The sequence below is a fragment of the Coleofasciculus sp. H7-1 genome, assembly GCF_057473865.1.
Map to the genome: position 1 here is coordinate 1 of NZ_JBYCCT010000069.1, position 14543 is coordinate 14543.

A 14543-nucleotide genomic window follows, 5' to 3' on the forward strand; every position below is an offset into this window, starting at 1 on the left:
CGTCGTGCGTCAGGCAAACTGGAAAAGGCTTCCACAATGGCAAGCGTTCTCATAGCTCGATAAGAAAAATTCGTTGAGCTTTAGCTTACTGGATTTCACCCTCTCTGTCTAGAATGAAATAGCCCTGACACCATCGTGATACAACTTTCCTAAATATGTGTGGATGGCTCGGTAAAAACTTTAACTCTGTTCAATGGGAGACTTTCTCTGAATCAGAGTTGCTAATTGTCCTTTCTTCAATGCTAGGACAGCGGTGTTGTTGCTGTTTTGGCTATCAGTAAAGTGCAAAATAACAGGATGATGAAACGATACCTCACCATGCCAAATATTTTGCCGTTAAAGTATTCGGTTTTAATTTTAGCAAATGCCGAAAATGCCAAATACTTCTACGGCAAATATCTTTTTCCATTTTGAGTGACATCGCTATTTCCTAGGGCACCCAAATTTAAAGTCCTGGCAAGGAGTTCTGAAAGTTGCGAGGACCTGTATAACTCGATAAATCAGCCAGTTTCTCTAAAGATTTCACACCTGGCTCGATCAATTTACCGTTGACTTCCCAGCTGGGGTAGCTTTGAATCCCTGCCTTTTGGCAGATTTCTGCCTGCTTCTGTGGCTCTTTGGGATCGGCGCACTCAATGTAATTGATTTGGCTGAATGCCTCTTTACCAAACAATTGCTTTTGATCGTGGCAGTGAGAACACCAGAAAGCACCGTACATCTTAGCTCCTGCTTCTTTGAGATGTTTCGCTAGAGCAACTTCTGCAACGCTAGAGACGGTGGTAATGGGAAACGTTTGCGATCCGGTAGTGGCGGAACCACCACCGGAAGCGACGGGTGACTTCACAGTGGCATAGACGCCCAGAGTACTAATCAGCGCTACCATTCCCACGACGATGCCAGTAAAAAATAGTTGTCCCCAGTCCTCCCAAGCGCGACCGATCAAGGTCAGCACTAACAAGCTAAGGGAGAAGAAAGCGGAGGCAAGACAGTAGAGACAAACAGCTTTGATTTCAAATGCCAGTAAATACATCAAGTAGCCGCTGAAAACCGTCATAGCGGTGCCACCGGCAAATAATAGCATCCATGTCCAGTTGTCCAGTTGAGAGTGCAGGTCTTTCTTTTCAACTGGGTTCACTGCCATCGGAGCGAGGGCGAAAGCAACCATGCTGACATAAGCCAGCAAGCCAAACAAAGTTAAGGGAAGACCAAAGACGCTGGCGTAGGGGCTGGAGAGGACTTGATTGCAACCGCTGGTGGGGCAGGCAGCAGAGCCTCCTGCTAGCTTGACTACGGTTAGATAGCCTGTTACTAAGGCACCTAAAATAGCGATCGCCGCAATCAGCAGACGGGACCAGCGATGAATCCAGGGAGTAGAACGTCGGCGGCTCATGTCAAAACTGAGGTAGGAGGACACAGAAGTGAGAATCGAAAACTGAAGATGTGAAACTATCGCCAGTTAGAGGACTCAGTAAAAAATTTGGGGATGTTAGTTTTTTGGAGTTAATTAGAAAACTAACAACTAAAAACTAACAACTAACAACTAATAAGTGACCGAAGAAACTGGCTTGGGTTCCGCTTTGGCGGCAAAACTGCGTCGGGTTGCTTCCACAAATTGGCTGACCCGAATCGGATCGATGGGCTGCTCGATCCGCCCGTGGCGCTTGAGAGAGCTGGAAACAATCACGCCATCTGCGGCTTGCATCAGTGTAGAAATATTTTCCCAGTTGGCACCACTGCCGATAAATACGGGCGTCCCGTTGGCAGCGGCGGTTGCCAGTTCCAAGTCTTCCAGACTGGGAGGGCTACCCGTCGCCCAGCCACTTAAAATGACGCCATCTGCTAAACCCCGCTCAATCGTCTCTTGCACTGCTGTGGTTAGATTTGGGGAACCTAAGGGGCGACCGTGCTTGACTAAGACATCTGCCAAAATTTTTACATTGCTGCCCAATTCTCGACGGTAACGGAGCAATTGATGCGCCTCTCCCTCAATCAGCCCTTGGTCAGTTGCCATGACGCCGGTGAGGACGTTGACGCGGATAAACTGAGCGTGGACGCAGGATGCAATGGCGATCGCGCTATGAGCATCATTGCGTAATACATTAATGCCCACAGGTAACGTCACCAAATTCATCAGCCGCTGCACAATCAGTGTCATCGCACTAACGACCGCTGGATCTACCTGGTTTTTAGTAAAAGGGGCGTCGAAGAAATTTTCCACAATAATGCCGTTCACGCCGCCCGCTGCCAACGCTGTCGCTTCCTGCTCAGCTCGATCGATAACCGTTTTCAGGCTACCTCCCCAGCGGGGAGATGTCGGCAGCGGCAGAAGATGAACCACGCCAACGATGGGATTCGGTGTCTTGAAGATTTGATTTAAGTCCACTTGTCTACCTGAAAACACCGGCGAATTCTTGCTACACCTGTCGGTTATTCTCCTCCAAGCGGCAAAAATGGCAGTGAAATGAATCGCATCTCGGATGATGCCATTCTAGAATTTTATCTAGAATGGAGACCGGGGAAGATACCACTATCCAGTTCCCTACTCTGGTTGGTGAGTGGAAGATAGATTCTTTAACTGCTCATCTCCCATCTCCATACCCCATCCCGATCCTCCCAGTTTGAGACTCACGTCCCACTGGGCAGTACACTGCTGTGCCTAAAATAGGGTATAATATTTTGGCTTCAGCTTTTCACAGATTTTCTTTAGCCGTATCTAAACCGCATGGGCAATAAGCCAACAATTGCAATTTCTCACTTGGGCTGCGAAAAAAACCGTATTGATACCGAACATATGTTGGGTCTATTGGTACAAGCAGGGTACCAGGTAGACAGTAATGAAGAATTAGCAGAATATGTTATAGTTAATACATGTAGTTTTATTGAGGCTGCAAGGGCAGAGTCTGTCCGCACCTTAGTAGAACTGGCGGAAGCGAATAAAAAGATTGTAATCACAGGCTGCATGGCGCAGCACTTCCAGGAGCAGCTGCTGGATGAATTGCCAGAAGCGGTTGCCGTGGTGGGCACCGGCGATTATCACCAAATCGTCGATGTGGTTCAACGAGTGGAAGGCGGCGAACGGGTCAAGCAAGTTTCAGAGCTGCCGACCTACATAGCCGATGAAACAACGCCTCGCTACCGCACGACATCGGAAGGTGTCGCGTACCTACGGGTAGCGGAAGGATGTGATTACCGCTGTGCGTTCTGCATCATTCCCCATCTCCGGGGAAATCAGCGATCGCGCTCCATTGAATCCATCGTCGCCGAAGCCCACCAGCTAGCATCCGAAGGAGTCCAAGAGTTAATTCTCATCTCCCAGATCACCACCAACTACGGTCTGGATATTTACGGGAAACCGAAACTGGCGGAACTTCTACGGGAATTGGGAAAGGTTGACATTCCGTGGATTCGGATGCACTATGCCTATCCCACTGGCTTAACACCAGCTGTCATTGAAGCAATTCAGGAGACTCCTAACGTATTGCCTTATTTGGATTTGCCGTTACAGCACTCCCATCCGGAAATTCTCCGCGCCATGAACCGACCTTGGCAGGGACAGGTAAACGATCAAATTATTGAGCGGATTAAAACAGCCCTGCCTGATGCCGTGCTGCGAACCACGTTCATTGTCGGGTTCCCTGGCGAAACGGAAGAGCATTTTGCACACTTGCTACAGTTCGTCCAGCGCCATGAATTTGACCATGTAGGTGTGTTTACTTTTTCCCCAGAAGAAGGAACCCCTGCCTACACCTTGCCCAATCAACTGCCCCAAGAAGTCATGGATATCCGCAGGGATGCCTTGATGGAAGTTCAGCAGCCAATTTCCTTGAGAAAAAATCAAGCTTGTGTCGGCAAGATGGTTGATGTCTTGATTGAGCAAGAACATCCAGAGACTGGGGAACTAATCGGTCGATCTGCCCGATTTTCTCCGGAGGTAGACGGATTAGTCTACGTCCAAGGCGACGCCCCATTGGGGTCGATAGCATCGGTGGAAATTACAAGCACTGACATCTACGACCTGTATGGTCATGTCGCCAAGCCCGAAGCATGAAGAATGACAACTCAAGAATGAAGGCTGAAGAACCAAGGCAAATATTAATTCATACTTCAAACTTCATACTTAAAAACTTCATACTTCGCCATTTACAATTCTCGAACACTAACAACTAACAACAAATTATGACCCTTTCGTTCACAAGCCTAGGCCTTTCAGAAGCTCGCATTCAGCAACTAGAAAAACTAGGCTTTACTGCACCCACCCAAATTCAATCCCAAGCCATTCCTCATCTGTTGGCTGGTCGGGATGTGGTGGGACAATCCCAAACCGGAACCGGCAAAACAGCAGCTTTTTCGCTGCCGATTTTGGAACGGCTCGATATTAAAAATCCCGCAGTCCAATCGCTGATTTTGACGCCAACGCGAGAATTAGCTCAGCAAGTCGCTCTGGCAATTCGCAGCTTTAGCAGCGATCGCCGGTTGGGCGTGCTGACAGTATATGGCGGTCAAGCCATTGACCGGCAAATCCAGCGCCTAAGACAGGGCGTTCAGATCGTGGTCGGAACCCCAGGACGGGTGATTGATTTGCTCCAGCGGGGGGATCTCAAGCTCGATCAAGTCAACTGGTTGGTATTGGATGAAGCCGATGAAATGTTGAGCATGGGCTTTATTGACGATGTGGAAACTATCCTCAAGCAAGTCCCCGCCGAACGTCAGACGGCATTTTTCTCGGCGACAATGCCGCCAACCATTCAAAAATTGATTGCGAAGTTCCTGCGATCGCCGATGAACGTCTCCGTCGAGCAGCCCAAAGCCGCTCCCTCCCGGATTAACCAGTTGGTGTACATGGTGCCCCGTGGCTGGTCAAAATCTCGCGCCTTGCTGCCCATCCTAGAACTGGAAGATCCCGAATCTGCCTTAATCTTCGTGCGGACGCGCAAGACAGCCGCTGAACTGACCAACCAACTGCAAGCTGCCGGTCACAGTGTAGACGAGTACCACGGCGACCTCAATCAACAAGCGCGGGAACGGCTGCTGATGCGGTTCCGGCAACACCAGGTGCGCTGGGTAGTCGCCACAGATATTGCGGCGCGGGGTTTAGACGTTGACCACCTGAGCCATGTGATCAACTATGATCTGCCCGATAGTGTGGAAAGCTACATCCACCGGATCGGTCGCACGGGTCGCGCTGGTAACGCAGGAACAGCCATTTCCCTGATTCATCCAATGGATCGACGGAAGTTGGTGCTAATTGAGCGCAAAGTCCGACAAACCCTGAAAATTGTCCAAATTCCCACACGGGCGGAGATTGAAGGGCGGCGTCTGGAAAAACTGCAAGCTCAAGTACGCGAAGTATTGAGCGGAGAGCGTATGGCTTCGTTCTTGCCCGTCGTGGCGCAACTGAGCGAAGAATACGACGCCCACGCGATCGCAGCAGCAGCACTGCAAATGGTGTACGACCAAACTCGTCCCTCTTGGATGTCAAGCGAACAAGAAATGCCAATGGACGATCGTGGAATGTCTAGCAAGCCAAGGCTGATCAAGCGTTCCAACCCAGAAGCTAAAAGCGAGAACATAGAAGTCAGAAGGCAGAAGCCCGAAGAAATCCGCAATTAAGTAGCGTAGGTAGCGAAAATTTCTCCTAGCTTCTGTTTAAAGAGAGAGAATAAGTGACAGGGGTGAACTTCTCCCCGTCCCCCTCTCCATTTTGAAAAGAGTGGGTTTAGTTCAAGGGTCAGTTTCTAAAGACAGGCTCTGGATCAAACCCACTCCTACAATCCCCTTTCCCCTCTCTGACTCCTGTGGCTTTAACTGTATCTGCTGCGAATTCCCCTGCCCTAAACAACCCTGTTGGACGGCAGTCCTGGCCTGGACTGATTCAGGCATACCGGCAATATCTGCCGGTGACGGACACAACGCCGGTCGTGACGCTGCTTGAGGGCAATACCCCGCTGATCCCGGTTCCCGCGATCGCTCAGATTGTGGGTAAACAGGTGCGCGTGTTGGTGAAGTACGACGGTCTCAATCCCACTGGTAGTTTCAAAGACCGGGGGATGACGATGGCGATTTCTAAGGCAAAGGAAGCGGGTGCCAAAGCCGTCATTTGTGCCAGTACCGGCAACACTTCAGCCTCTGCCGCTGCCTATGCCCGTCGGAGCGGAATGCGGGCGTTTGTACTGATTCCCGATGGCTACGTGGCGCTAGGCAAGTTAGCTCAGGCGTTACTGTATGGGGCCGAAGTTTTGGCAATTAAGGGAAATTTTGACCGGGCGCTAGAAATCGTGCGGGAGATGGCCCAAAGTTACCCCGTGACGCTGGTGAACTCGGTAAATCCCTATCGATTGGAAGGACAAAAAACTGCTGCTTTTGAAGTGGTAGAAGCGTTAGGGAATGCTCCAGATTGGCTGTGCATCCCCGTAGGTAATGCCGGAAATATTACAGCATACTGGATGGGATTTTGTCAATACCATCAGGAAGGGAAATGCGATCGCTTACCCCGAATGATGGGATTTCAAGCGGCTGGTGCATCTCCTCTGGTTACGGGTCAGGCGGTGGCTCATCCAGAAACCCTGGCAACCGCCATTCGCATCGGCAACCCCGTTAACTGGGAACGCGCGATCGCCACTCAACAAGCCAGCATGGGTCAGTTCAACGCGGTGACAGACGCCGAAATTCTAGAAGCCTATCGTCTCTTGGCATCCGAAGAAGGTATTTTCTGCGAACCGGCTAGTGCGGCTTCCGTTGCTGGGTTGCTGAAAGTAAAAGATCAAGTGCCCGCAGGCGCTACCGTGGTGTGCGTCCTGACCGGGAATGGTTTAAAAGACCCAGATACGGCAATTAAACACAGCGAAAATTCGTTTAAACAGGGAATTGAGCCAGATTTAGCGACCGTGGCTCAGGTGATGGGATTTTGAGCAGTTAGGCTCGGTTTCATCGCTTATTTCTGGCTTGTGCGCTCCCTCCAAACCTCCCTGATGAAGGCGGCAAGGAGGAAACTGCACGCGCTTTAAGCTTTTTGTCCGGGATTGCGCCCCTCCTCTTCTCCAGAAGACGGAGGGGTTTGTTTGTTGTTTTTGCTAGCTTGAGTACTAACCCCTACCCACTGACCGCGAGGAGCCGACTGACCTGAATTTGCCGCTGGTTGGCGGGTTATGCGCTCTCGGCTAAGCCGATCGAGGGTATCCCCAATCGCCGTAGTTAAACTTCTGCGGGTTTGTGCATGATTGGTCTGCTCAGATTTTAAAGCCTGGGCAAGGCGATCGCGCTCGACCATCGCCTCGGTCAGTTTCGCTTTCAAATCCTCCAGATTTTCTAGTTGTTCTACTTCGGCACGAATCGCCTCCACAGCACCCGGATCGTCCTCTGTGGGTTGCGGTGAACTCTGGAGTTGCCGTAGTTGGCTTTTGAGCTTTTCAATCTGTTGTTGAGCTAGCTTTGCCTCAGTTCGGCGTTGCTGCGCTTCTGTGGTGTACAGTTGACGCCAGTTTGCCGCACTTTCCAAAGCCGCATCGCGATCGCGCTCTAACTCTGCTAGCTGCTGTTTCAGCGTCTTAATTTCAGCCAACCACTGCGCTACCTCGTGGGTCATCAAAAACGACTCCTCATCGGTTACAACGATCAATTTTTAACAAAATTTGCCTGTTTGTAATAGACACTATCGATAGTTTGACAAAACCCCTGTAACCTTAGTAGTTGATTTGGCACAGTATAGAAAACGTTGTATACGGAATCAAACAATAATGCGCTCGTTCTTAGCCCATGCCGCTCTTAGAGGCTCCTCAATCCGTTTTTTCCGTTTCTTTCGACATCTCAGCTGGGCAACCTTAAAGAAAACCTTCCAGCGCGTAGGCCAACGGCGGTTAACCGGGCTTTCGGCAGAAATGGCCTACAACGCCATGTTAGCTTTGTTTCCAGCCATTTTGGCAATCTTGACGGCAATCGGTCTGTTTCAATCTTCATCAAACACTTTTGAAGGATTGGCTAAGCAATTGAGTGAAATTGCCCCCCAAGAAGCTCTTTTCCTCATTGAAGGTTTTGCCCACGAAATCAGTCAATCGCAAAATCAAGGGCTGTTTTCCCTCAGCTTCGTTGCTGCTATTTGGGCTTCTTCTGGGGCGTTGAGTGCTGCCATGACCGCCCTCGATCAAATCCATCAGATTCCTCCAGAACAAACACGACCCTTTTGGAAAGCCAAGTTAATTTCTATCGGTCTGACGATTGGCACCATTGTGCTACTGATCATTGCTTCCTTTTTAGTGTTTATTAGCGACCTGATTGTGAAGCTATTAATCAGCCAAAGTGGATTATTAGAATTGTTGAGTATTTGGCGGCTTTTTAGCTGGCCTTTGGCATTAGGCATCGTCGCCTCAGCCTTTGCCTTCATCTATCGCTATGGTCCCAGTCGCTGGGTTACTGGAACTCCCATTATGCCAGGAGCAATTTTGGCGGCGGTCTCCTGGGCTATCATATCAGGTTTATTTCGGCTTTACGTCTCTAACTTTGGTAATTACAACAAAGCCTATGGTGCAGTGGGTGCCGTTATTGTTTTAATGCTATGGCTGTATATGAGTTCTCTGGTACTCCTGATTGGCGATCAGTTAAACGTTACGGTGGGAGAGTCTATGCAGCACCACAGCAAGGCGTAATTAGCGTCTTTAGAGACATCGGCACCAGAATCAAAAGCTGGGTAAATCAAGATTTAAACTTTTTCTGTGTACTTCATTGAGGGAACCTCCGGTGTTTCCTCCTCAATGCGGATTTGCACTTCTTTGATATATGAACTCATGTAGGACATCAGCGCATAAATGAACAGAACCACACCTACCATCTCCAAGCATTCTTCCAGGTTCGACATCAGCATATATACGATTGCCTGTATTGTCTGCTTGCTTGAGGTGGCTCCCCAAATTAAACGACTATAGTTAGATACGTAAAATCCACTCACTATCTCCATGCCAATCGAGCCTCCAACAAAGACACCTCCGGCAATCAGAAATAAACGCCGTGTCTTTGCGGGAAGATGGGCGAGAAATTTTAAAAAGAATAGTAAGACAAGAACTACAAAAGCGATGCCGAAAAGTACCCAAGTATAGTATAAAAATCCGGTAGCTTTGAATGAATCTCGAAGTGGCTCAATCGTCTTTTCATGGAAACTCAGCCATTCGTCCGCCGATAAAAGTAGAAAAAGAATCGACAGAGCGCCCCAGTGGAACGCATAGCGATCGCTTTCCGTTTTCTTAGCGTAGGTAATAATCGCTAGCAAAATTGAACAAAGTAATAACAGCGATGCTGAAAACAACGCCGGAAAATTTTTCTCGCGATCGACGTTGAATAGCTCTACTAATTTATTCAACCATAAGAGCTTATAGCCTTGCTGGTACAGGAAGTGCCTAGTTAACTGACTGGCAAGGCTGGCAAAAATGAAACCCAGCACTGCGAAGCTCAGAAATTTCCTGGCTTTCTTTGGAGAGATGAAAAACTGCATTTTGAAACCTCTCTTAAAAAATTTAAGGTCGGTAAAACGGAGGATTGAAAAATCTCCCCTCATTTTTAGAGTGCTATTTGAGTGCTAATTGCGATTAAAAAGCAGGAAGTAGGTGCGATTTCTCCGCTGGCGATCGCTATATCCAGCACAACGGACACGAGGTGGCGCTCGTGTTTTTGTAGAAGCCCCGCGTTGGAATGATTAACAATAAGTTAATGATAGATTAAGCAAGATTTAACGAAGTGTCAAGTCAAAGTCTGTTGAGATTTCTGCCAAAGTATGGACACTGGCACCCAAAAGTGTTGCTAGGTTTGCTTTTCAGGAAAGTTTGGCTCTGAACTATTAATAATTAAAATAATAATTAAAACTAAGCTCTATCAAAAGCAAAAACCACCTTGTACTTTTGGGTAGAAGGTGGTTTGAGAAAGTAATTAGAAGTGGAGCCTACGGGAATCGAACCCGTGTCCAAATTGGGTATTAACCTATCGCTCATTCACAGGTTTAGCCTATCTAATCCTCAAGGCGGGAACCATCCATTATCCCGGATGACAGGATTCTCTGATGAGGTCTTAGCTAGCAAATCTACCAGAGACAACTTGCTATCGCATCCGTTGGGGTTGTTCTGTAGCCCTTAACGGAGTCAGACTACAGACGCTCAGAAACCTATGAGAGGTTTTTAGGCAACTACAGCTGCCTGACGAGCGAATGCTACGATGTTATTTTTCGCAGTTACTTTTTTTTGAGTCCAGTATTAACGAGAGAAGACTCACTCTCGACCTGAATCACGGGGCAGCGTTCGCCAACCTGTCGAAACCATTAAGGCCCCCTGTCTTACATATCCTATTATAGTTATTTGTTGAAGCAGTGACTGGATTTAGGAAAGTTTCCAGAGAGATTTTTGGGGTGTAATAGCCGAACGATTAAGTTCGGTTTAATAGCGGTTGGCATCTCAAATTGAGAGGGAAAGGCGATCGCTGTCAACTGCAAACGTCGATCCAAGCAGTAGCTAATTATCCTTCTGCTTGTCCAGCTTGTTCTGCTTGTCTGGTTTAGACTTCTTTTCCGATTCCGGTTGGGGTTGAGTTTCTGGTTTTGTAATCGGCACGATAACTGAACTCGGCGGTGCGGAAGTCTCTGGTGCAGAAGATGAGGGTGCAGGATTAGTCGGCTTGCGATCGCTGCGAGGGAATGGCGGAGTCACCTCCGAAGCGGGGGGAGGCTGCGGACTGGCAGCCGGGGATGGTGGCGGCTGTTGGGAAGCGGGAGAAGGTTGTGGATTGCCAGCAGCAGGTGGAGTTTGTTCGGATGTAGGAACCGGCTGTTTTTGCTCCCGACGTTCTATGTTTGCCTGTCCGGCGTTATTGTTCGTCTCACCACGGGATTGCGGCTTGTTCGAGTTCGAGGATTTCGATGAAGTGTTTGAGGCAGGAACATCGCGGTTAAGGCGCTGCTGCTGGGATTTTCTGCGGAAGGATTTTTGAACTTCAACGGGTTTCCGTTCAGACTCAGCAGGAGTGCTATTGACTTTCTCTACGGGTTCGGGAGTGACGATTTGCGCCTCTTGCGGCTGATTTTGCGGCTGAGAAACCGGGGCAACAGGGGAGGCGTCGGGCGGTTGAGGCTGACGCCAGATAGAACTCAACGCGATCGCTAAACCCGATGCTAGAGCGACTCCTGTAGCAATGAAAAGACTGCGGGCACTTCGGAAGGAGGAAGGACGGGATTGATGGTTTCTGGCTTCTGGTAGGGGCGAAGCGATCGCGTCCCCATCTCTTGAACCCGAATTTTTTCCCGCCAATGCTTCTCCTCTAGGCGGTGAGGGGAGGATAACTGGGACAGTTGCCGCCGTATGAGTTGGCGGCGTTGTTCCGGCAATGGAACCTTCAAACTGAAGATCGGGCAACAGAGACAGCCACTCATCTACACTGCCAGGTCGATATTGAGCATCAACAGCCATCCCGCGCATCACCGCCTGATTTACCGCCGGACTTAGGTAGGGTTTCAAGTCGCGGAGTGCTGGCATCGGTTGCCTGTCTCTCAGTACCGCAGGCGTCGGTACTGTCGCCGTCAACAGCGCGTAAAGTGTGGCGGCTAACCCATAAACATCCGTCGCTGGGGTGCGCTTGGCTTGGGGTAGGTACTGCTCAATAGGGGCATAACCTTCAGAAACAATACTTGTGTGAGTTTGGGTTGAGTCTGGCGTAAACTCCCGCGCAATCCCAAAGTCAATCAGCACCACCTCTTGAGTTCCTTGGCGCAGAATAATATTCTGGGGCTTGATATCCCGATGCAGCAGATTATTTTGATGCACCACTTTGACTGCTGCCCCAATCTGCTGCATGAAGTGGATGGCAGCTGACTCTGGCAGAGGCTTGTCCGGAAACACAACCTCTTGCAAAGTTTGACCGGCGATATAGTCCATCACCAGGTAGGGCAACCCTGCTTCCAAAAAGAAATCGTTAACCCGAACAATATTGGGATGGACGCACAACGCCAAACGTCTTGCTTCATCCTGAAACTGACGCCCAAATCGAGCAAAGTCAGGATGCCGACACAGGGAATCGTTGAGCGTTTTAATCACTACGGGTTGACCCAAGTAGTGGTGGGTGGCTTGAAAGGTAACGCCAAAACCACCCCGTCCCAGTTCTCGATCGAGAGTGTATTTGCCACCCTGCAAAGTTTTGCCAACTAGCGTGTCCATGCAATCACCAAGAATCAAGGATGAGCTAATTTGAACTCATTTTAAATTTCTCCTTCGCCTGCCGATGTTAGAACCTTTGACCGATGCCGAATTGGAGTCGGCTTTCACCGTGGTCGTTGATGCCAAAGTCAGCCCTGAGCAAGCCAATCGGGGACTGGACGCGCACACCGGCTCCATAGCCAAAGCCAGTTCCTTGTTTGCCGCGCACGGTTCCAGGTTCTCCCGGCACCGTATCGCCAGAGCCTAAGTCGGAGCCAAAGTCAGCGAATAAAACGCCACCTACCGGCTTAAAAACTGGGAAGCGATACTCGGCAGAGGCTAACACATAGCTGCGACCGCTGGCAACATCACCACTTCCGTAACCCCTTACAGAATTGATGCCGCCAAGATTAAAGGCTTCATAGGGCGGGAGATTGCCGATGGTTGTGCCTCCCTGCACGTTAAAGGCTAATACATCTGGAGTTTCACCGTTCGTTAAATTAAAGGGGACGTACTGGCTGTAGTTTGCCTGAACCCGGTTCATCAAAATACTGCCGTTCCCAACTGGAATCGATTGTTCCGTGCTGAGACTGACGACTGAGCCTTTCGTGGGGTTAATCGGATTGTCTCGTTTGTCTTGAGCGATACCAGCAGACAAGGAAACTTTGTCGTCAATACCGCTTTGGCTATAAGAAAGGCGATTTCCTAATTCATCTACGGGTGAGAGATTGCCTTTGCTATCGCGGATGCTGGTGCGGGCGTAGTTCACTCCTACCGATGCCTGCACATCCCCCACAGGTTTCGTGAAGGTGACGCCGCCGCCAAACTGCCCTTCCCGAACTTTGTCCCCATTCGGCAGCTTGACATCTTCATTAAAGGTTTCGGAAAGTTGCCGCTGTCGAAATGCCTCGATATTATATCCAGGGCGGTCTGGATTGCTGGCGCGATAGGGACTGGTAACATTCCCATTAAACTGCAAGTCGCTGCGGCTTGCTTGCACATTCAAACCCACCTGCTGGTTAATGCCGCCAAAATTCTGGTCTTTATAATTAATGCTGCCGAAGATGCCGCTGTTCTCGCTGTAACCACCACCGACGTTGACGGCGCGGGAAGTGCGTTCGGTAAGGTCGTAGCTAACGTCAACTTTTCGAGAATCGCCATTCAGAGAAACGTCCGCGTTGTCAAACAGCCCTAACTGATACAGTCGTTGCAAGTCTGTCCGTGCCGCATCGACCCGGAAGGGTTGACCGGGCTTCAGTTTTAACTCCTGACGGATGAAATTTTCTTGGGTGCGTCCTTTGGTTGGCTTGCCCTCCGTGTCTAAAAAGCGGATTTTCACATCCCCAACGGTGCCCTCAGCGACTTCAATGGTTATTACGCCGTCGCGGCTGGGTTGCACGGCTAGCACTTGTGCTACTACATAACCATTTTGCTTGTACCACTGGTTGAGTTGTTCGGCACTTTGGTTGAGGGCATTGGGGCTAATTTTTGCCCCTAGTTGGGATTTGAAAATGTCGTTGGCAACCGCTGGGGTCAGGACTTGGGCACCTGAAAGTTTGAGCGATCGCACGACGAGGGGTTTCACCTCGAAGATTGTCCTCAGTCCACTTGGCTCGGTATAAGTGGTTACGTTGGCATCAGTAAATAACCCGGTCGCTAAAATCGCCGTCACATCCTTTTGCAGCTGGCTTTGACTGGTATCTCCACCCGGACGAGTTTTAATCGTTTGACGGACAATTTGCTGCAACTCTGGTGTCGCTCCCGCTACCTCTATATCTGTTGCTGTTACTACCAAATCTGGTGAATTGATAGAGCCAGCAGGCGTTTTTTGGGGAATGCGAGTCGTCTGAGTAAATTGAGGCAGTGTCCGCGTTTCCGGTGCAGCAATGGCTCCCACGGAACGGATCGTGGCACGATTAACTGGAACTACTACCTGGGTATTAACTGGTTTTTGAGCTGGGGCGGTTGGCTGGCGCGTACCAGAATTAACCGGGACAACGACCTCAGCATCTGCTATTTTTTGAGTTGTGGCTGTTGAGGAGCGCACATCCGAAGTGACTGGGACAACCACAACTTCTTCAGTGTCTGGTGTCTGGGTCACAGAGGGAGAAGTTGTACTGGCGCTAGCAAGGAAACCGAGATCGCTTGCAGCCAAAACCGCTAAGGTACAAATAGCAACAGAAGGAACGCGCATTACAGAAAACCACACAGAGAGAGGAGGAGGAGAGGGAGATTGCATACAGATATCCAGCGAAATGGTATAAGACGGTAGCTAGTGTAAAATCGCTAATTGCTTATCGCTTACGAGGTTTTGTTAAATTTGACACTCGTTATTGCCGTCTGGTTCCATTCGTCGATTTTGAATTTGGAAATTTCCCCCTGGCT

The 14543-nt window shown here is 49.6% G+C and carries 10 protein-coding genes and 1 other RNA gene; 4 read left to right on the top strand and 7 right to left on the bottom strand.

Annotated elements, in window-relative coordinates:
• Nucleotides 1-445 precede the first annotated feature (445 nt).
• Both AC2VDX_RS18930 and btpA read right to left on the bottom strand, forming a co-directional pair.
• A complete protein-coding gene (locus AC2VDX_RS18930; protein WP_378174093.1) occupies nt 446-1390 on the bottom strand; it encodes a vitamin K epoxide reductase family protein in 945 nt (314 codons plus the stop codon).
• Between the two features lie 150 nt (nt 1391-1540).
• A complete protein-coding gene (gene btpA, locus AC2VDX_RS18935; RefSeq protein ID WP_378174057.1) occupies nt 1541-2383 on the bottom strand; it encodes a photosystem I biogenesis protein BtpA in 843 nt (280 codons plus the stop codon).
• 339 nt (nt 2384-2722) lie between these two features.
• Between btpA and rimO the strand changes: the two genes are divergently transcribed.
• From rimO to thrC, 3 genes are all read left to right on the top strand, one after another.
• Complete coding sequence (rimO, locus tag AC2VDX_RS18940) at nt 2723-4048, top strand: 30S ribosomal protein S12 methylthiotransferase RimO (RefSeq protein ID WP_378174055.1); 1326 nt, start codon at nt 2723-2725, stop codon at nt 4046-4048.
• Nucleotides 4049-4176: 128 nt separating this feature from the next.
• On the top strand, nt 4177-5610 hold the full coding sequence (locus AC2VDX_RS18945) for a DEAD/DEAH box helicase (protein WP_378174052.1): 1434 nt from the start codon (nt 4177-4179) through the stop codon (nt 5608-5610).
• Between the two features lie 185 nt (nt 5611-5795).
• Complete coding sequence (gene thrC / locus AC2VDX_RS18950; protein WP_378174049.1) at nt 5796-6908, top strand: threonine synthase; 1113 nt, start codon at nt 5796-5798, stop codon at nt 6906-6908.
• A gap of 92 nt (nt 6909-7000) precedes the next feature.
• On the opposite strand, the gene AC2VDX_RS18955 is transcribed toward thrC, so the two are convergent.
• On the bottom strand, nt 7001-7582 hold the full coding sequence (locus AC2VDX_RS18955) for a hypothetical protein (protein WP_378174047.1): 582 nt from the start codon (nt 7580-7582) through the stop codon (nt 7001-7003).
• Between the two features lie 151 nt (nt 7583-7733).
• Between AC2VDX_RS18955 and AC2VDX_RS18960 the strand changes: the two genes are divergently transcribed.
• Nucleotides 7734-8639, top strand: a complete 906-nt coding sequence (locus tag AC2VDX_RS18960) for a YihY/virulence factor BrkB family protein (RefSeq protein ID WP_378174044.1) — start codon at nt 7734-7736, stop codon at nt 8637-8639.
• Between the two features lie 53 nt (nt 8640-8692).
• Here the strand turns inward: AC2VDX_RS18960 and AC2VDX_RS18965 are convergent, their stop codons facing one another.
• From AC2VDX_RS18965 to AC2VDX_RS18980, 4 genes are all read right to left on the bottom strand, one after another.
• Nucleotides 8693-9478 carry a hypothetical protein gene (locus AC2VDX_RS18965; protein ID WP_378174041.1) on the bottom strand — a complete coding sequence of 262 codons (786 nt, stop codon included), beginning with the start codon at nt 9476-9478 and terminating at the stop codon, nt 8693-8695.
• Nucleotides 9479-9913: 435 nt separating this feature from the next.
• Nucleotides 9914-10304: a transfer-messenger RNA gene (gene ssrA, locus AC2VDX_RS18970) on the bottom strand.
• A 180-nt stretch (nt 10305-10484) separates the two neighbouring features.
• The gene (locus tag AC2VDX_RS18975) at nt 10485-12179 is read right to left on the bottom strand and encodes a serine/threonine protein kinase (RefSeq protein WP_378174039.1); all 1695 of its coding nucleotides are present in this window, start codon (nt 12177-12179) and stop codon (nt 10485-10487) included.
• A gap of 67 nt (nt 12180-12246) precedes the next feature.
• Nucleotides 12247-14352 (bottom strand): BamA/TamA family outer membrane protein, encoded by a 2106-nt coding sequence (locus AC2VDX_RS18980; RefSeq protein ID WP_486928226.1) that lies wholly within the window; start codon nt 14350-14352, stop codon nt 12247-12249.
• Nucleotides 14353-14543: the final 191 nt, after the last annotated feature.

Excerpts from the sequence above, each read along its gene's own strand:
- AC2VDX_RS18930 (WP_378174093.1), bottom strand. The coding sequence starts at position 1,390 with ATGAGCCGCCGACGTTCTACTCCCTGGATTCATCGCTGGTCCCGTCTG.
- rimO (WP_378174055.1), top strand. The coding sequence starts at position 2,723 with ATGGGCAATAAGCCAACAATTGCAATTTCTCACTTGGGCTGCGAAAAA.
- AC2VDX_RS18945 (WP_378174052.1), top strand. The coding sequence starts at position 4,177 with ATGACCCTTTCGTTCACAAGCCTAGGCCTTTCAGAAGCTCGCATTCAG.
- AC2VDX_RS18955 (WP_378174047.1), bottom strand. The coding sequence starts at position 7,582 with ATGACCCACGAGGTAGCGCAGTGGTTGGCTGAAATTAAGACGCTGAAA.
- AC2VDX_RS18960 (WP_378174044.1), top strand. The coding sequence starts at position 7,734 with ATGCGCTCGTTCTTAGCCCATGCCGCTCTTAGAGGCTCCTCAATCCGT.
- AC2VDX_RS18965 (WP_378174041.1), bottom strand. The coding sequence starts at position 9,478 with ATGCAGTTTTTCATCTCTCCAAAGAAAGCCAGGAAATTTCTGAGCTTC.
- AC2VDX_RS18975 (WP_378174039.1), bottom strand. The coding sequence starts at position 12,179 with ATGGACACGCTAGTTGGCAAAACTTTGCAGGGTGGCAAATACACTCTC.
- AC2VDX_RS18980 (WP_486928226.1), bottom strand. The coding sequence starts at position 14,352 with ATGCGCGTTCCTTCTGTTGCTATTTGTACCTTAGCGGTTTTGGCTGCA.